This is a genomic window from Curtobacterium sp. MCBA15_005, from assembly GCF_001864855.1.
GTDB lineage: Bacteria > Actinomycetota > Actinomycetes > Actinomycetales > Microbacteriaceae > Curtobacterium > Curtobacterium flaccumfaciens.
The window spans coordinates 86,400-103,375 of sequence record NZ_MJGL01000007.1 but is presented as its reverse complement, the minus strand read 5'-3'; the positions used below and the strand labels follow the sequence as shown (position 1 = coordinate 103,375).

Sequence of the window (16,976 nt, the reverse complement as noted above, 5' to 3'; positions counted from 1 at the left end):
CCGCTCTGTCTTCTTCACGGAAGATGGTAGCTGGGACAGCTTTGAGACCAAATGCATGATCTGGTCGAGAGTGTTCCGGTGGTCATAGCGAGAGGGAAACGCCCGGTCACATTCCGAACCCGGAAGCTAAGCCTCTCAGCGCCGATGGTACTGCAAGGGGGACCTTGTGGGAGAGTAGGACGCCGCCGGACTTAACGTATGAAAGATGTGGCCATCGGCCCTCCATCGAGAATTCGCAGGGGAAACCCTCGTTCTCGGTCGGGGCCGGTGGCCATTTCTGTTTTCGCCGCCGTTCGCTCGACGCCGGCTCTGGTTCGTGATGGACTGGAGGCCGATGTCGGGTGACCGACGCGGCACCCAACACAACGACACAGCGGACGAACGCCCGAGGCACTGCACCGGGCACGCGATGAGGAGCAACGGTGGCGAACGACGACGATCAGCGGCGGAACGACGGGGACCGCGGAGATCGACCCCGGCGGGACGGCGACCGGTTCCCGCGTCGCGACGGCGCTCCGCGTCGGGACGGCCAGAGTGATGGTCGTTGGTCGTCCGGTCCTCGCGAATTCGAGCGCCGCGAAGGCGACCGTCGCGATCGTCCGCAGGGTGGAGACCGTCCGTTCCGTGACGGCGCGCCTCGACGGGACAGCGCTCCGCGTCGCGACGGCGACCGTCCGTTCCGTTCCGGTGACCGGAACGATCGTCCGTCGTGGCAGGGCGACCGTGGTGACTCCGGCCGGCCGCCGCGCGGCGATGGTCCGCGCGGTGCCGATCGTCCGCGGCGCGATGGCGATCGTCCGTTCCGTGGTGGCTCCGACCGTCCGGCTCGTGACGGTGACCGTCCGTTCCGTGGCGGGAGCTCCGATCGTCCGCGTCGTGACGGTGACCGCCCGTTCCAGGGCGGCTCGGACCGTCCGCGCCGTGAGGGCGACCGCCCGTACCGCGGTGGTTCGGACCGTCCCGCTCGTGACGGCGACCGTCCGTACCGTGGCGGATCGTCGGACCGTCCCGCTCGTGATGGCGATCGCCCGTACCGTGGCGGTTCGTCGGACCGGCCGCGGCGTGATGGCGACCGTCCATTCCGTGGAGGCTCTGACCGCCCGGCTCGTGACGGGGACCGTCCGTACCGTGGTGGTTCGGACCGTCCCGCCCGAGATGGCGACCGTCCGTACCGTGGTGGTTCGGATCGTCCCGCCCGAGATGGCGAGCGCCCGTACCGTGGTGGTTCGGATCGTCCCGCCCGAGATGGCGACCGCCCGTACCGCGGTGGTTCCTCCGATCGTCCCGCTCGCGACGGGGACCGCCCGTACCGCGGTGGTTCCTCCGATCGTCCGGCCCGTGGTGGTTCGTCCGACCGTCCGTTCCGCGGCGGTTCGTCGGCCCGCCCGGGTCGCGACGGCGGTGAGGACCGTCGTCGTTTCGGTGACGGCAGCCGTCACGCCGGCGCCCGTTTCGGTGAGGCCGCGCGCGACGACTGGGAAGACCGTGACCCCTACGGCACGAAGTCGATCCGTCCGCGCCACGACGACCCGGAGATCCCCGAGGAGATCCAGGCGCGCGACCTCGATCCTGCGGCCCGGATGGAGCTGAAGACCCTCAGCAAGGACAACGCCGACTGGGTTGCGCGTCACCTCGTGGCAGCTGCGCTCTTCGTCGACGACGACCCCGAGACGGCCAACCAGCACGCCCTGAGTGCTGCTCGTCGTGCCGGTCGTGTCGGTGTCGTCCGGGAGACGGCCGCGATCACCGCGTACCGCCTCGGCGACTTCGCCACCGCGCTCCGGGAGCTCCGCACGTACCGCCGGATCTCCGGTCGCAACGACCAGCTCCCGATGATGGTGGACTGCGAGCGTGGCCTGGGTCGTCCGGAGCGGGCACTCGAGCTCGGTCGCTCGGTCGAGCGCTCGGCCCTCGACACCCCGGTGCAGGTCGAGCTCGCGATCGCCATGTCCGGCGCTCGTCTCGACCTCGGGAACCCCACAGCCGCCCTCGGTGAGCTGGAGATTCCACAGCTCGACCCGTCCACCGCCTACACGTGGTCCCCGGCGCTCTACAGTGCTTACGCGGCCACGCTCGAGGAGCTCGGTCGACAGGACGAGGCCGACGAGTGGTGGGCCCGGGTGGACCGCGCGGCAGCGGCCCTCGCCGAAATCGCGGACGACAACGCTTGGGAGACAGTTGATGTGGTCGAGGAAACGCTCGAAGTCGAAGAACACGGAGACGCCGGAGACGACGACGCCGATGACCTCGGAGCCGACGACGTCGCGACCGACGAACTCGACGGCGACGACGAATCCGTCGACGACCTCGACGACGACCTCGATGACGAACCCGCCCTCGACGACCTCGACGACGACACCTCCGCAGCCGACGAGCCCGGCGAGATCGACGACGACAACCCCCGCGACGTCGACGGCTCCGCAGCCGACTGATCAGTCTGCGGCCTTGACCGACGGTGTCGACGTGGTCCTCACCGACCTCGACGGCGTCGTCTACCGCGGCCGCAACGCCATCCCGCACGCGGTCGAGGCCCTCACCCGGGCATCGCTCACGGCGCGGGTCGGCTACATCACGAACAACGCGTCGCGCCGCCCGATCGACGTCGCAGAGCACCTCGAGCGGTACGGGCTCGAGGTGTCCGAGGGTGACGTCGTCACCTCGTCGCAGGCCGGCGTCCAGCTGCTCGCGACCCTGGTGCCGGCCGGATCGACCGTCCTGGTCACCGGCGGGCTCGGCCTGTCGAGCATCGTCGAGGCAGCCGGGTTCACGGTCACCTCGAGTGCCGAGGACTCCCCGGCCGCGGTCATCCAGGGCTTCTCGCCGGACCTCGGTTGGAAGGAACTGGCCGAGGCCTCGTTCGCACTGGCCGACCCGGACGTGCCGTGGGTGGCCACGAACATGGACTGGTCGATCCCGGTCGAGCGGGGCATCGCGCCCGGCAACGGCACACTCGTGTCCGCCGTGCACCAGGCGGTCGGCCGGATGCCCGTGGTCGCCGGCAAGCCCGAGCGGCCGATCTTCGACACAGCGGTCGAGCGCTTCGGCGGCGGTCGCACCCTGTTCATCGGGGACCGGTTGGACACCGACATCAAGGGCGCGAACGACGCCGGGATCCCGAGCGTGCTCGTGCTCACCGGCATCGACAAGGCGAAGCAGGTGCTCGCGGCCGACCAGCGCTCGCGTCCCACCTACGTGCTCGAAGACCTCCGGGGGTTGTCCCAGCCGTATCCGGAAACGGTGCGGCGCGAGGACGAGGACGGCACCAGGTACGTGACCGTCGGCACCTCGACGGTGGCTATGCGCGGGCACGTCGTCCGGGTGCTCGATGCCGGGACGGACATCGATCGGCTCCGTGCCGGCTCGACGCTCATCTGGGAATCCGGGTTGGCCATCTACGGCCTCGACGTGGACCCGCAGCTGTACGGCGGCGAGTAGCGTGTCGGACGTGCCGAACCCCGAGCAGCCGTCCGCCGATCCCGAGCAGCAGGACGACTTCGCCGCGCGTACAGCCGAGGCCGAGGCCCTGCCGCTCGCCGACCGTGCCGACGCTTTCTCCGCCCTGCACGACGAGCTGCGGACGCGGCTCGAGAGCGGCGGCTCTGCGAGTGCCTGAGCCGGACGGAGCCGTGCACGACGCGACCCCGGTCCGCCTCGACGCCCTCCTCGCCGCACGCGGGCTCGCACGGTCGCGCACCGTCGCCAGCAAGCTGATCCAGGACGGCCGGGTGCTCGTGGGCGGCCGTGCCGTCCTGAAACCGTCGACGCCGATCGCATCCGATGCGGACATCGAGGTCGACGCCGCGGACGAATGGGTCTCGCGTGCGGCCCGGAAGCTCGTCGGCGCACTCGACGAGTTCGACGTCGACCCCGCCGACCGGGTCGTGCTCGACGTGGGTGCGAGCACCGGCGGGTTCACCCAGGTGCTGCTCGCGCGCGGCGCGCGCCGCGTCATCGCGCTCGACGTGGGCCACGGACAGCTGCACCCCACCATCGCACTCGACGAACGCGTGGCCGTGGTCGAGGGGACGAACGCGCGGAACCTCACGCGCGCCGACTACCTGGCGCTCGACGGTGCCGCCGCCGAGACGAGCCTGGTGGTGGGGGACCTGTCCTTCATCTCGCTCCGACTCGTGCTGCCGGCGCTCGCCGAAGCCGTCCCCGCGGACGAGTTCGTGCTCCTGGTGAAGCCCCAGTTCGAAGTGGGCCGTGGCGGTGTGCGCGAGGGCATCGTGCACGACGCCGGACTCCGGAACGACGCGCTCATGAACGTGCTGTGGGCGGCGTGGGACCTGGGCCTCGGCACCAGTGGGCTCGCCGCGTCCCCGATCGTCGGGACGCACGGCAACCACGAGTACCTGGCCCGCTTCCAGCGCGGTGTCGGGGGCAATCCGACAGAATGGAGAGTCCGGGCGACCGAACTCACGGAAGGGTCTTCATGAGTGACGAACGGCACATCCTGCTCGTGTCCCACACGGGTCGCCGTGACTCGATCGACGCTGCCGTCGAGGTCTGCGACCTCCTGCACGCGGCCGGTCTCACCCCCGTCATGCCCTTCGACGAGTACGCGGACATCCGTCGTGCCGAAGCGTCGGTCGGCAAAGTCGACATCCTCGGCGTCGACGTCCAGCCGAACCAGCTCGAGATCGTCATCGTGCTCGGTGGCGACGGCACGATCCTCCGCGCGGCGGAACTCGTGCGGAACACCGGCGCTCCGCTCATCGGGGTGAACCTCGGGCACGTCGGGTTCCTGGCCGAGAGCGAGCGTGACGGCCTGTCCGAGACGGTCGAGCGCGCGCTGTCCGGCGAGTACAACGTCGAGGAACGCGTCACCCTGCAGGTCGATGTGGTCGTCGGCAACCAGATCGTCTACTCGAGCTGGGCGCTGAACGAGGCCACGATCGAGAAGGCCTCGCGGGAGCGGATGCTTGAGGTCGTGACCGAGGTCGACGGCCGCCCGCTGTCGTCCTTCGGCTGCGACGGCGTGGTCGTGTCGACCCCGACCGGCTCCACGGCGTACTCGTTCTCCGGTGGTGGCCCCATCGTGTGGCCGGATGTCGACGCGCTGCTCATGGTGCCGCTGAGCGCCCACGCCCTGTTCGCCCGTCCGATCGTCGTCGGGCCGGACTGCACGCTCGCGATCGAGGTCCTGCGGCGCACGAGCGGCGTCGGTGTCCTCTGGTGCGACGGCCGACGGACCCACGACCTGCCCCCGGGTGCCCGTGTCGAGGTCCGGCGTTCGCCCGACCCGGTGCGTGTCGCCCGACTCAAGGACGCTCCGTTCACCGACCGCCTGGTCGCGAAGTTCCAGCTGCCCGTCGCCGGGTGGCGCGGCCCGCAGAGCGACGAGGACGACCGATGAGCACGGAGGACGACCGATGAGCACGGAGGACGACCGATGATCGAGGAGATCGCGATCCGCGACCTCGGTGTCATCGGTGAGACCACGCTCGAACTCGGGCCGGGCTTCACTGTCGTCACCGGGGAGACCGGTGCGGGCAAGACCATGATCGTCACGGCACTCGGGCTGCTGCTCGGTGCGCGGGCCGATGCCGGTTCGGTGCGCCGCGGTGCGTCGAGCGCCGTCGTCGAAGGTCGCTGGCACGTCCCCGAGCAGGACGCCGTCGCCGAACGCGTCGAGGACGCCGGCGGCACCGTGGAGGACGGCGAACTCATCCTCACCCGCACGGTCTCCGCCGAGGGGCGCAGCCGTGCCACGGTGGGCGGTCGCAGTGCGCCCGTGGCGGTGCTCGGCGAGCTCGCCGACCAGCTCGTCACCGTGCACGGGCAGTCGGACCAGATCCGCCTGACCTCGGCCACGGCGCAGCGGGCTGCCCTGGACGGGTTCGGGGGAGCCTCGCTCGAGAAGGCCCTCGCCCGGTACGTCGCCGCGTACGACGCCTGGCAGCAGCACGCCGGTGAACTCGAGGTCCTGGTCCGCGACCGGGACGACCGGGTGGCCGAGGCCGAGCGGATCCGCGCGGCCTCCGACGAGATCGAGGCCGCCGACCCGCAGCCCGGCGAGGACGTCGAGCTGGCCGAGCGCGCCGAACGGTTGGGCAACCTCGAGGAGCTCCGGTTGTCCGCGGCCCTGGCGCACGAGGCGTTGTCCAGTGAGTCCCTCGACGGCGTCTCCGACGTCGTCGGCCTGGTCGAGTCCGCACGCCGTGCCGTGGAGCGCGTCGTGTCGTCGGACAGCGCCCTGCAGCCGGTGCTCGAGCAGCTCACGGAACTCGGGATCCAGGCGGCCGAGGCCTCGGCGAGCATCTCGAGCTACCTCGGTTCCCTGGAACCCGAGGCCGGGCACGACCTCGAACTCATCAACGAACGCCGTGCCCTGCTTGCCGGCCTCACCCGGAAGTACGGCGAGACGGTGGACGACGTCATCGCCTACGGACAGCGCGCGAGCGACCGGCTGCTCGAGCTCGACGGCGACGACGACCGGATCGCAGCGTTGCAGCAGTCGGTCGAGCAGGACGAGCAGGCGCTCGAGACCGCCGCCGCTGCGCTCACCACGGCGCGCACCAAGGCCGCGACCGACCTGGCGAAGCGTGTGACCGCTGAGCTGAAGACCCTGGCGATGGGTGGTGCGACCCTGGTGGTCGAGGTCACCGACGCCGGCGAGTACCGCCGCCACGGTCGTGACCAGGTCACGATCCTGCTCCAGCCGCACTCCGGTACCGACCCCCGGCCGATCGGCAAGGGGGCGTCCGGCGGTGAGCTGTCCCGCGTGATGCTCGCGATCGAGGTCGTCATGGCCGGCAGCACCACGGTGCCGACGTTCGTCTTCGACGAGGTCGACGCGGGTGTCGGTGGGGCGGCGGCGATCGAGATCGGCCGACGGCTGGCGAAGCTCGCTGAGCGCACGCAGGTCATCGTCGTCACGCACCTGGCCCAGGTCGCGGCCTTCGCGAACAACCACCTCAACGTCGTGAAGGACGCCAGCGGGGCCGTCACGTCGTCGAGCGTGCGCCGGCTCGAGGGCGAGGACCGGTTGCAGGAGATGGCACGGCTGCTCTCCGGACTCGGTGACAGCGCCAGCGGCATCGAGCACGCACGCGAGCTGCTCGACGTGGCCGGCCAGCGGGCCTGACGACCGCGCATGCGGGTGCTGCCCGGCGACCCGGCCACGGCCCGAGGGCCCGGCCACCCACCCGCGCAACGCCCACGGCGAACCGAGGTCGCGCCTCCCGGCAGTTCTGACGTACGATGGAATCCCGTGGCGGACACTCTCAGCGGCGGTACCAATTCTTCGAACTCGACCCCGAAGGTGACGAAGCAGATCTTCGTGACCGGCGGGGTCGTCTCGTCTCTCGGCAAGGGCCTGACGGCGGCCAGCCTCGGCAACCTGCTCACGGCTCGCGGCCTCAAGGTCGTCATGCAGAAGCTCGACCCGTACCTCAACGTGGACCCGGGCACCATGAACCCGTTCCAGCACGGCGAGGTCTTCGTGACCGACGACGGTGCGGAGACGGACCTCGACATCGGGCACTACGAGCGCTTCCTCGACATCAACCTGTCGCAGGCCGCGAACGTCACGACCGGTCAGGTGTACTCGACGGTGATCGCCAAGGAGCGTCGCGGCGAGTACCTCGGCGACACGGTGCAGGTCATCCCGCACATCACCGACGAGATCAAGCGCCGGATGCGCGAGCAGGCGCAGAACGACCCCCAGCCCGACGTCATCATCACCGAGGTCGGTGGCACCGTCGGCGACATCGAGTCGCAGCCGTTCATCGAGTCCGCCCGACAGGTGCGGCACGAGCTCGGCCGCAACAACGTGTTCTTCGTGCACGTCTCGCTGGTGCCGTTCATGAACGCCTCGGGTGAGCAGAAGACCAAGCCGACGCAGCACTCCGTCGCCGCGCTCCGCTCGATCGGCATCCAGCCCGACGCGCTCGTGCTGCGCAGCGACCGTCCGGTGTCGGAGTCGAACAAGCGCAAGATCGCGCTGATGTGCGACGTGGACGAGGACGCCGTGGTGAACGCGGTGGACGTCCCGTCGATCTACGACCTGCCGACGCTGCTGAACAACCAGGGCCTCGACCAGGTCATCGTCGATGCGCTCAAGCTCGACGCCGGCCCGGTCGACTGGACCGCGTGGACCCCGGTGCTGAAGGCCGTGCACGAGCCGAAGAAGGCCGTCACGATCGCCCTGGTCGGCAAGTACATCGACCTGCCGGACGCCTACCTGTCCGTCACCGAGGCGCTCCGTGCCGGCGGCTTCGCGCACGACGCCAAGGTGACGCTGAAGTGGGTCGTGTCCGACGACTGCACCACGCCCGAGGGTGCGGCGAAGCAGCTCGGTGACGTCGACGGCATCTGCATCCCCGGTGGGTTCGGCGTGCGCGGCATCGAGGGCAAGCTCGGCGCGCTGAAGTTCGCGCGTGAGCAGGGCATCCCGACGCTCGGTCTGTGCCTCGGCCTGCAGTGCATGGTCATCGAGTACGCCCGCCACGAGGTCGGCCTGACCGACGCGTCGAGCACGGAGTTCGACCCGGAGACCTCGACCCCGGTCATCGCGACGATGGCGGAGCAGGTCGAGATCATCGCCGGCGGCGACCTGGGTGGCACGATGCGCCTGGGCCTGTACCCGGCGTCGTTCACGCAAGGGTCGCTGGCGGCGGAGCTGTACGGAGCGCCGGAGGCCTCCGAGCGGCACCGTCACCGCTACGAGGTGAACAACAAGTACCGCGAGCAGATCGCGGACGCCGGCCTGGTCTTCTCGGGCACGTCGCCCGACGGCACGCTGGTGGAGTACGTCGAGCTGCCGCGCGACGTGCACCCGTTCTACATCGCCACCCAGGCGCACCCGGAGCTCCGCTCGCGTCCGACCGACGCGCACCCGCTGTTCGCGGGGCTCGTCGCGGCCGCGATCGAGCGCCACGAGGCGTCCAGCCTGTTCGACCCGCAGACCGAGGAGCAGGTCGCGTAAGCGTCGGTCTCCACGATCGGACGGGAGGCGCGGTGCCAGCTGGCACTCCTCCCTCGCAGGCTCGGTCGGCGCGCCCCGCGCAACGCTTCGCGTTGCCGCTGAGCGGGGCGCGCTCCCGTCCGTCTGTCGCCGCGTCAGGGGCGCGTGCTTGGATGGAGACGTGACAGACGCACCGATCGCTGACGAGTCCGCCTCCTTCGAGGTCACCGAATCCACCGTCGTGTACGAGGGCGCCGTCTGGGACGTGCGCCGTGACACCGTCGCGTACAACGGCGACTCGATGGTCCGCGAGTACATCGACCACACGGGCGCCGTCGCCGTGTACGCCGAGGACGACGAGGGCCGCGTCCTGGTCATCCAGCAGTACCGACACCCGGTGCGGCTGCGCGACTGGGAGCTGCCCGCCGGTCTGCTCGACATGGAGGGCGAGGACCACCTGACGGCCGCGAAGCGCGAGCTGGGCGAGGAGGCCGACCTCGAGGCCGACACGTGGGAGCCCCTGGTCCGCTACAACACGTCCTCGGGTGGCAGCGACGAGTTCATCCAGATCTACCGGGCGCGCGGCGTTCGGTCGACCGAGTCCGCCTTCGAGCGCGAGGCCGAAGAGGCCGACATCGTGACGCGCTGGGTCCCGCGGGCGGAGCTGCTCGAGGGGATCCTGGGCGGTCGGCTCAACAACTCGGCCCTCGTCGTCGCGACGCTCGCCGTCGAGGCCATCGAACAGCGCGGCAAGTGAGCGGCTCCGCGGGCGACGGTCTGCGCGAGCTGGTCGCCACGGGGACGTGGACGCACGAGCCGGAGGCCGCCCAGTTGAACGGCGACGTGTTCCGCGTCACCGCGGTCGAGGGCAGTGACGCCTGGCGGACCACCTCGTACGGGTTCGTGCACGACTCCGAGCACGCGCTGCTGCAGCCGACCGACGGGCCGTTCTCGGTCGAGGCGTCGTTCGTGCTCGACTACACCGAGCAGTTCGACCAGGCCGGGGTGTTCCTGCGCGTCGACGAACAGACCTGGATCAAGGCCGGCGTGGAGTTCTCGGACGGAACCCCGCAGCTCGGCGCCGTGGTGACGCGTGGGTTCTCGGACTGGTCGGTGTCGCCCGTACCGGAGTGGGCGGGCCGGGTGGTGACCGTCCGCGCGAGCCGCGATGGTGACGCCGTGACGATCCGGGCGTGGGCCGACGGCGACGAGTCCCGCTTGGTGCGGGTCGCGTACCTCGACCCGGACGCCGTCGTGTCCGCGGGGCTGCTGTGCGCCGGGCCGACGCGGGCCGGGCTGACCGTGACGTTCACCGGGTTCCGCGTGGGCACGCCGGACGAGGCGTTGCACTGACGGCGGGTGGCCCCGCGCCGGTTAGCCTGCTGAGGTGATGCCCCTCGACCGTGCCGCGGAGACGTACCTGCGGCACGTCGCGATCGAGCGGGGACTCTCGCAGCACACGTTGTCCGCGTACCGGCGGGACCTCGCCGTGTTCACGTCGTGGTTGGCGGACGCTCCGGTCGTCGAGTCGGACGGTGCGGACCGGGCCGGGGGGTCCTCGGCGCTGCTGGACGTGGCACGGTTGGCCCGGGCGGACGTCTCGGGGTTCGTGACACACCTGGCCACCCGACCGGAAGGTCCGCTCGCACCGCGGTCGATCGCGCGGATGCTCAGTTCGGTGCGCTCGTTCACCGCCTTCGCCGCGGGGGAGGGCTGGCTGCCGCTCGACCCCGGCACCGCCGTCCGGCCCCCGAAGGCCCCGATGCGGCTGCCGAAGGCGATCCCCGTCGAGGACATGGAACGGCTGCTCGGGGCGGTGTCCGTCGACGCCGACGACCCCGTCCAGCTGCGGGACAAGGCCCTGCTCGAGCTGCTCTACGCCACCGGTGCGCGGATCTCCGAGGCGGTGGCGCTGTCGGTCGACGACGTGACGACGCTGTCGGACGCCGACGGCGAGCTCTCCGTCGTGAAGGTCACCGGCAAGGGCAACAAGCAGCGGATCGTGCCACTCGGCAGCTTCGCCCGGGCCGGGATCGACGCCTACCTGGTGCGCGCACGGCCGGTGTTCGCGGCACGAGGTCCGTCGACACCGGCGCTGTTCCTCGGTGCCCGTGGAGCGCGGTTGTCGCGGCAGAGCGCCTGGCTCGTGATCCAGGCCGCCGCTGCTGCCGCCGACCTGGAGGCGCACGTGTCACCGCACACGTTCCGGCACTCGTTCGCCACGCACCTGCTCGAGGGCGGTGCCGATGTGCGCGTGGTGCAGGAGTTCCTCGGGCACGCGAGTGTCGCCACGACGCAGATCTACACGATGGTCACGGCGGACATGCTGCGAGACGTCTACCAGACGGCACACCCGCGGGCGCGGCGGTAGGCGGACAGCGCGGGCCCGTCGTGCGGGTGCATGGGCCGTGCGGGTGCGCGACGGGCGCGTTTCGTGAGCAGAAATGGGCGGGTCGCGCCGTCGCACCCGACCATTTCTGCTCACGAAGCGCCGTGGACAGCGGCGGGCGGCTCCGGCTGCTCAGAACAGGTGGAACTGGGCCGACGCGGCGATGACGGTCGTCGTCACGGTGACGACGAGGGCGCTCGCCGAAGCGCTCCGCGCCAGGACCGCCCATGCACCGACGGCTCCGGGACGGACGATGCCGATGATGCCGCACGCCACACCGAGCAGCCCCGCCAGGCCCCAGGGGTTCGCGACGACCGAGACCACGGCGAGCAGCACCGCGAGCACCGTGAACACGCAGAGGCGACGGTCGCCGGCGGTGCCCGATGCCCACGCGTCCGTCCGGATCGCCGCGGTCTGCACCGAGAACGACGGCCCCACCGGCGCGACGACGATCGGCGTGACCGGTTCCGCAGCGGCCGCGGGGACCCGTGTGGCTGCGCCCCAGGTGCGACCGTCCCACCAGCGCAGACGACGGGCGTCCTGCGGGTCCGGGAACCAGCCTGCGGCCGGCAGCGTCACGGTTGCTCCTCGAGGTGCGTCGGATGGTGAGCCTTGACGCTACGCGATCGCGAGGAGCCGCCACAGTCCCATCCCGGGTGTCGGCAGGAAGGGGGACCGGCCGGTTAAAAATGGCTGGAACATCCTCTGGGGAATCAACCAGCCCGTCGCTTCGACTGCTAGCCGACGCGTAGGAGCCAGCCAGGAGACGTAACGACCTTTACTCCGAGGGCCCGCCTCGCTGCTGGCGAGGCTGTTGTGACCATTTATGGTGCGGCGATCTTGTGCTAGCGTCCTTGAGGAGACTACGAGGGGGAAGCTTTGACCGCAGAGGAAGCGCTGTCAGTTCTGGACTTTGGTTCTGTGAATTCTGAAGCCGAAGATGATCTGGATCGCCTCTTTGTGCGAACAGGCGATTTCGACAAGTTCTTGAGACCTCATGTGTGGCTTGCGCTCGGGGCAAAGGGCACAGGGAAGAGCGCGCTCTTCGAGCTGTTCACTCGCTTCGAGAGTACAGCGCGAGAGTTAGCGGGCTCGGCTCTGGATGACGTCGTCATCGCTGCTGGGACAGGGTTTGGGGATCTCTCGGAAATCGCCACCGGGGACCTGCAAGCACTTCGTGATTCAGCCGAAAGCTACGATCACGATCGGCTTTGGCGGCTGTACATTGCCATTAAGGCAGGGCTCGCACTTGACTCGTCGTTCAAGGTGCCGAAGGGGCCCCTGAAGGATCTTCTCGCCGCGGTTGGTCATCGTAAGGATCTGCGCGTAGGGCCCCTTCTTCGGGAGCTTTGGCAGCTTACGGTCGGTAATCCTCCCGAGCAGATCAGCATCACCGCTCAAGGGGCGACGGTTTCTCTTAAGGGTGGCAAGCGGAGTCTTGACGTGGTGACGCTACTCCAAGATGTAAATGACGCCCTGAAGGCCCAAGGGAAAACTCTGTGGCTCCTTTTTGACAAGGTAGATGAGATTTGGCCCGCCGATCGTGAAGAACGTCGACGAGCGCTTGAAGGGCTCATGACAGCTGTCATGCAAATTCGTCGAGCGTTCCCGGCGATCCAGCCAAAGGTGATGCTGCGGACCGACCTGTGGACGGAACTTGACTTCACGAACAAAGACCATCTGACTGATAAGAGAATCGAGCTCGGCTGGTCCGCGATTCCCTTAACCAGCCTCCTGATCAAGCGTGCGCTTCGTCATGGCGACGTCAGGGTATTCGTCGAAGAGAAGCGTCCGGGTCTTGCCGGTCGATTGGTGGACGACTGGAGCGCGGATGAGCGCCTCGACGCGCTGACGGTGATCCTCCCCACAACCGCCTACCCTGGCGAGCGCGAGGCTGCCATCATGGACTGGCTCCTTGAGCGAGTGCGCGACGGGCGGGACACTGTCCTGCCGCGGGATTCTATCGTGCTGACTAATTCCGCAGCCGACAAGCAGCGGGACCTCGGGGAGGTTGGTACGACGGCACTTCTATCGCGAGAGGCTATCCGCGAGGCTTTCACGAGGACTTCAGAGATTCGATATGAATCGTTCCTTGCCGAATTCCCGGACCTCCGTGAGCACTTCCGTCGTTTCACGGGACAAACTAAAGCGGATTTTTCCAAGGTAGAGCTGACTGATTTGATGGAGGGGCTTACCCCTTCGGGTGACGAGCTCCTCGAACGGCTCTTCGAGATCGGAGTCGTGCGGCCAAATACAGGCCGAGTGCAGACCGCTGCGTCTTACGAAATTCCGCGCCTCTACCGCAACGGCCTGGGGCTCGTTATTCGCGGACGGCCGTAGGGATCCCGGGTCAGGCGGGGACCGGCTCCGCGTCGACCTCGGTGAACACGTCCTTCACGGCGGCGAGCAGCCGGGCGTTGAAGTCCACTTCGAGCTGGTTCGGCACGGTGACGAGCACGGTGTCGGCAGCCCGGACGGCCTGGTCGGCCGCGAGCTCCGCGACGAGCTGTTCGGGCTCGCCGATGTAGGACCGGCCGAACCGGGCCAGCCCGCCGTCGAGGTGCCCGACCTGGTCCTGCCCCTCGACCTGGGCGCGCACGCCGAAGTAGTGGCGCGACTCGTCGTCGATGATCGGGATGATGCTGCGCGAGACCGAGACGCGAGGTTCGCGGTCCCAGCCGGACTCGGACCACACCCGGCGGAAGCGCTCGATCTGCTCGGCCTGCAGCTGGTCGAACGGCACACCGGTGTCCTCGGTCAGCAGGGTCGAGGACATCAGGTTCATGCCCTGCTCGGCGGTCCACTCGGCGGTGGCGCGGGTGCCGGCGCCCCACCAGATGCGGTCGCCGAGCGAGTCGGACAGCGGGGAGATCGGCAGGGACCCGACCGAGCCGGTCATCTGCGGGTTGGCGTTGGCCATCGGCTCGCCGGCGATCGCGCGGCGGAACACGTTCGTGTGCGCACGGGCCATGTCGCCGCCGTTCTCGTCAGCGGCGTCGGGCACGTAGCCGAACTGCTGGTAGCCGGCGAGGGCGGTCTCGGGTGATCCCCGCGAGACACCGAGCTGCAGTCGGCCGCCGGAGATCAGGTCGGTGGCCGCGGCTTCTTCCGCCATGTAGAGCGGGTTCTCGTAGCGCATGTCGATGACGCCGGTGCCGATCTCGATCCGGCTGGTCTTCGCGGCGATGGCGGAGAGCAGCGGGAACGGTGCGGCCTGCTGCGGTGCGAAGTGGTGGACGCGGAAGTAAGCGCCGTCGACGCCGGCTTCCTCGGCTGCGACCGCGAGGTCGATCGCCTGCACCAGGGCCTCCCGCCCGCTGCGCACTTTCGACCCCTGCACGTCACGCCAGTGTCCGAACGACAGGAACCCGATCTTCGTCATGTCCATGCGAACGCATCCGGAGGCGGGGCCATTCCGCCGCGACTACCGTGTCCGGGATGGAGGACCCCCGCCCCGCGCTCGAGGCCGAACGCGTCCGCAACGTCCGGCTGCTCGCCGAGGTCGAGCGGAGCATGCGCGACGTCAGCGACGCCCGGCAGGACGCGAACTCCGACGACGAACACGACCCGGAGGGCGCGACCCTGGCCTGGGAACGCGGCTCGCTCGGTGCGGTCCGCGACGGCGCGCAGCTGCGGATCCGCCAGGTGGACGCAGCGCTCGCACGACTCGACGACGGCACCTACGGTCGGTGCACGGTCGGCGGCGAGCCGATCCCCGAGGCACGTCTGGCCGCCGTCCCGTGGGCGGCGACGTGCGTCGCGCACGCGTGAGGGGCACGCGATCGGTGCCGCTTGACGGCCTGGAGGCGCGGGCTGTCCCCGCCACGCGCCTCCCGGCATGCGCACCCCGCGTCCACCCCGTGCGCCGCTGATTCCCAGCCGCGCGCCCTACGTTTTCGGCATGGACGGCGACCCGAACGACCGACCCGGCGACGCCCGGGCCGACGGCACGCCGCGCCAGCGCTTCCAGTGGTTCCACCGCCTGCGCGCCTGGATCCACGCTCGGCCGCACGTGCACCTGCTCTACAAGGTGCTGGTCGGTCTGGTGGGCGGGCTGATCGTCATCGTCGGGCTGATCCTGGTGCCGCTGCCGGGACCGGGGTGGCTCGTGGTGTTCATCGGCCTGACGGTCCTGGCGAGTGAGTTCCACTTCTTCCACCGGATCATCACCTTGCTCCGGGCGCAGCTGCACCGCTTCTGGGACTGGGCCAAGCGGCACGGGCCGAAGCGCCTGCGGGATGCTGCAGACCGGGGCAAGGCCGACGTCGATGCTGCGCACACCGGTGCGGCGCGGACGGTCGGGGTGCGTGCGCGCGCTCGCGGTGCGAACTCGGCGCGACCGGGCCACTAGCGCGGCGGCACTAGTCGGCGGAGGCGACCCGGATCGAGCCTGTTGCGGTGCGCTCGATGACCTCGGCGGCGTGCTCCTCGACCTCGGCGGCGTCCGTCGACGACAGCTGCAGCACGAGGGCGACGACCGCGGCGAGCACGATGAAGCCGCCGTACCCGGCGATGACCGGGACCAGACCGACCGACGGCTCGAGCAGGCCTCCGATGACCGAGGGCACCCCGAACGCCAGGTAGCTGACGACGTAGATCGTGGAGAGCAGTCCGGCGCGGTGGGTCGGGGCGGCGGTGGCGAGCAGCATCCGGAGCGGCGCCTGGAACCCGGCGCCGAAGCCGACACCGGCGATCGCGCTGCCGACGACCATGCCCGGCAGGGAGTGTGCGAACACGAACGACACGGTGACGATCGGGCCGAGCACGAGCGCGACGAGCCCGAGCAGGACCGCGCGACGGGTGTCCATCCGCTGGATCGCCAGCCCGGTCAGGGCGCCGACGCCGGTGACCACGGCGATGAGCGCACCAGCGGCGAAGTGGTTGGTGATGCCGAACACCGTACCGAGCGCCGAGGGGACGAGCGACAGGAACATGCCGCCGAGGGCCCAGCTGGCGACGAGCGAGCCGGCGACACCGCGGAACAGCCGACGTGAGGACCGCGGCACGCTGATCGTCGGGCGCAGGGAGCGGAATGCGCCGGGACGACGCTGCACCTGCTCGGGGACGACGAACAGCGCGAGCACCAGCAGCACGAGGAGCGCGCCGAACAGCAGGTAGACGAGCTGCTCCGGCGCCGGACCCCACTGCACCAGCGCGCCGCTCGACATCGCGCCGGTGGCCAGCGCGATCGGCGGGATGACGCCGTTCAGCACGCCGGCCATGGTGGGGTGGCGTTCGAGGGAGTTGTCGATGAGGGCCGCACCGAGGGCCCCGATGAGCAGCCCGACCGAGACACCCTGCACGATCCGGTCGACGATGAGCGCGACGACCCCGTCCGCCATCGCGAACAGGCCGAGCGACAGCGCGACGCCCAGGCCGCCGACGACGAGCACGGGCTTGCGGCCGACGTGGTCGGACAGGCGACCCGCGACGAGCAGGCTCGCCAGCAGGCCGGCGACGTAGATGGCGAAGACCCCGGTGAGCATGAGCGGGGTGAGGTGCCACTCGGCTGCGTAGACCGGGTAGATGGGCGACGGTACGGCCGACGACGCGACCGAGACCAGGAGCATCGCCGCCAGGATCCAGAACCCGGCGACCGAACGAGCTGACTGGTGCATGCGCACCCCTTTCCATCTCCGCGCAGTACGACTGCATTCGTACCGCACTCGAACAGTA

17 protein-coding genes and 1 rRNA gene are annotated in these 16,976 nt (G+C 69.8%); 14 read left to right on the top strand and 4 right to left on the bottom strand.

Annotation, left to right across the window (positions count from 1 at the left end; genetic code table 11):
- Positions 1-74 precede the first annotated feature (74 nt).
- Positions 75-191: ribosomal RNA gene (rrf, locus tag BIU89_RS05990) — 5S ribosomal RNA — on the top strand.
- On the opposite strand, the gene BIU89_RS17670 is transcribed toward rrf, so the two are convergent.
- Positions 192-1,631, bottom strand: a complete 1,440-nt coding sequence (locus BIU89_RS17670) for a hypothetical protein (protein WP_083404200.1) — start codon at positions 1,629-1,631, stop codon at positions 192-194.
- Here BIU89_RS17670 and BIU89_RS18415 point away from each other — a divergent pair.
- The 10 genes from BIU89_RS18415 to BIU89_RS05940 all read left to right on the top strand — a co-directional run bounded on the left by BIU89_RS18415 (position 1,581) and on the right by BIU89_RS05940 (position 11,282).
- A complete protein-coding gene (locus tag BIU89_RS18415) occupies positions 1,581-2,432 on the top strand; it encodes a hypothetical protein (RefSeq protein ID WP_071245134.1) in 852 nt (283 codons plus the stop codon). The two genes, BIU89_RS17670 and BIU89_RS18415, sit on opposite strands and share 51 nt — an antisense overlap.
- Before the next feature lie 13 nt (positions 2,433-2,445).
- Complete coding sequence (locus tag BIU89_RS05975; protein ID WP_071245133.1) at positions 2,446-3,435, top strand: HAD-IIA family hydrolase; 990 nt, start codon at positions 2,446-2,448, stop codon at positions 3,433-3,435.
- 10 nt (positions 3,436-3,445) lie between these two features.
- Positions 3,446-3,613: a hypothetical protein gene (locus tag BIU89_RS18410; protein ID WP_175474972.1), complete on the top strand. Its 168-nt coding sequence runs from the start codon at positions 3,446-3,448 to the stop codon at positions 3,611-3,613.
- Positions 3,606-4,439 (top strand): TlyA family RNA methyltransferase, encoded by an 834-nt coding sequence (locus BIU89_RS05970; RefSeq protein ID WP_083404199.1) that lies wholly within the window; start codon positions 3,606-3,608, stop codon positions 4,437-4,439. Before BIU89_RS18410 ends, BIU89_RS05970 begins: the two co-directional genes overlap by 8 nt.
- Complete coding sequence (locus tag BIU89_RS05965) at positions 4,436-5,359, top strand: NAD kinase (RefSeq protein ID WP_071245131.1); 924 nt, start codon at positions 4,436-4,438, stop codon at positions 5,357-5,359. Before BIU89_RS05970 ends, BIU89_RS05965 begins: the two co-directional genes overlap by 4 nt.
- Before the next feature lie 36 nt (positions 5,360-5,395).
- Complete coding sequence (recN, locus tag BIU89_RS05960; RefSeq protein ID WP_071245130.1) at positions 5,396-7,090, top strand: DNA repair protein RecN; 1,695 nt, start codon at positions 5,396-5,398, stop codon at positions 7,088-7,090.
- 126 nt (positions 7,091-7,216) lie between these two features.
- Positions 7,217-8,932: a CTP synthase gene (locus tag BIU89_RS05955; RefSeq protein ID WP_071245129.1), complete on the top strand. Its 1,716-nt coding sequence runs from the start codon at positions 7,217-7,219 to the stop codon at positions 8,930-8,932.
- Between the two features lie 160 nt (positions 8,933-9,092).
- On the top strand, positions 9,093-9,668 hold the full coding sequence (locus tag BIU89_RS05950) for an NUDIX domain-containing protein (RefSeq protein ID WP_071245128.1): 576 nt from the start codon (positions 9,093-9,095) through the stop codon (positions 9,666-9,668).
- Positions 9,665-10,264, top strand: a complete 600-nt coding sequence (locus BIU89_RS05945) for a DUF1349 domain-containing protein (RefSeq protein WP_071245127.1) — start codon at positions 9,665-9,667, stop codon at positions 10,262-10,264. Before BIU89_RS05950 ends, BIU89_RS05945 begins: the two co-directional genes overlap by 4 nt.
- 37 nt (positions 10,265-10,301) lie before the next feature.
- Positions 10,302-11,282 carry a site-specific tyrosine recombinase XerD gene (locus BIU89_RS05940; protein ID WP_071245126.1) on the top strand — a complete coding sequence of 327 codons (981 nt, stop codon included), beginning with the start codon at positions 10,302-10,304 and terminating at the stop codon, positions 11,280-11,282.
- Positions 11,283-11,432: 150 nt separating this feature from the next.
- Here the strand turns inward: BIU89_RS05940 and BIU89_RS05935 are convergent, their stop codons facing one another.
- Complete coding sequence (locus tag BIU89_RS05935) at positions 11,433-11,879, bottom strand: DUF2510 domain-containing protein (protein WP_071245125.1); 447 nt, start codon at positions 11,877-11,879, stop codon at positions 11,433-11,435.
- Between the two features lie 300 nt (positions 11,880-12,179).
- On the opposite strand from BIU89_RS05935, the gene BIU89_RS17995 reads away from it, so the two are divergent.
- Positions 12,180-13,640 (top strand): P-loop ATPase, Sll1717 family, encoded by a 1,461-nt coding sequence (locus BIU89_RS17995; RefSeq protein ID WP_139178820.1) that lies wholly within the window; start codon positions 12,180-12,182, stop codon positions 13,638-13,640.
- A 10-nt stretch (positions 13,641-13,650) separates the two neighbouring features.
- Here the strand turns inward: BIU89_RS17995 and BIU89_RS05925 are convergent, their stop codons facing one another.
- A complete protein-coding gene (locus BIU89_RS05925) occupies positions 13,651-14,688 on the bottom strand; it encodes an LLM class flavin-dependent oxidoreductase (protein ID WP_071245123.1) in 1,038 nt (345 codons plus the stop codon).
- A 50-nt stretch (positions 14,689-14,738) separates the two neighbouring features.
- Between BIU89_RS05925 and BIU89_RS05920 the strand changes: the two genes are divergently transcribed.
- Complete coding sequence (locus tag BIU89_RS05920) at positions 14,739-15,071, top strand: TraR/DksA family transcriptional regulator (protein WP_071245122.1); 333 nt, start codon at positions 14,739-14,741, stop codon at positions 15,069-15,071.
- A 130-nt stretch (positions 15,072-15,201) separates the two neighbouring features.
- On the top strand, positions 15,202-15,651 hold the full coding sequence (locus BIU89_RS05915; RefSeq protein ID WP_071245121.1) for a TIGR02611 family protein: 450 nt from the start codon (positions 15,202-15,204) through the stop codon (positions 15,649-15,651).
- Positions 15,652-15,661: 10 nt separating this feature from the next.
- Here BIU89_RS05915 and BIU89_RS05910 read toward each other — a convergent pair whose 3' ends face one another.
- Positions 15,662-16,918 carry an MFS transporter gene (locus BIU89_RS05910; protein WP_071245120.1) on the bottom strand — a complete coding sequence of 419 codons (1,257 nt, stop codon included), beginning with the start codon at positions 16,916-16,918 and terminating at the stop codon, positions 15,662-15,664.
- Positions 16,919-16,976: the final 58 nt, after the last annotated feature.

Bases quoted from the DNA above. Each gene is read 5' to 3' on its own strand.
- BIU89_RS05915 (WP_071245121.1), top strand. From the start codon at position 15,202: ATGGACGGCGACCCGAACGACCGACCCGGCGACGCCCGGGCCGACGGC.
- BIU89_RS18415 (WP_071245134.1), top strand. From the start codon at position 1,581: ATGGAGCTGAAGACCCTCAGCAAGGACAACGCCGACTGGGTTGCGCGT.
- BIU89_RS05965 (WP_071245131.1), top strand. From the start codon at position 4,436: ATGAGTGACGAACGGCACATCCTGCTCGTGTCCCACACGGGTCGCCGT.
- recN (WP_071245130.1), top strand. From the start codon at position 5,396: ATGATCGAGGAGATCGCGATCCGCGACCTCGGTGTCATCGGTGAGACC.
- BIU89_RS05940 (WP_071245126.1), top strand. From the start codon at position 10,302: ATGCCCCTCGACCGTGCCGCGGAGACGTACCTGCGGCACGTCGCGATC.
- BIU89_RS05920 (WP_071245122.1), top strand. From the start codon at position 14,739: ATGGAGGACCCCCGCCCCGCGCTCGAGGCCGAACGCGTCCGCAACGTC.
- BIU89_RS05910 (WP_071245120.1), bottom strand. From the start codon at position 16,918: ATGCACCAGTCAGCTCGTTCGGTCGCCGGGTTCTGGATCCTGGCGGCG.
- BIU89_RS05925 (WP_071245123.1), bottom strand. From the start codon at position 14,688: ATGGACATGACGAAGATCGGGTTCCTGTCGTTCGGACACTGGCGTGAC.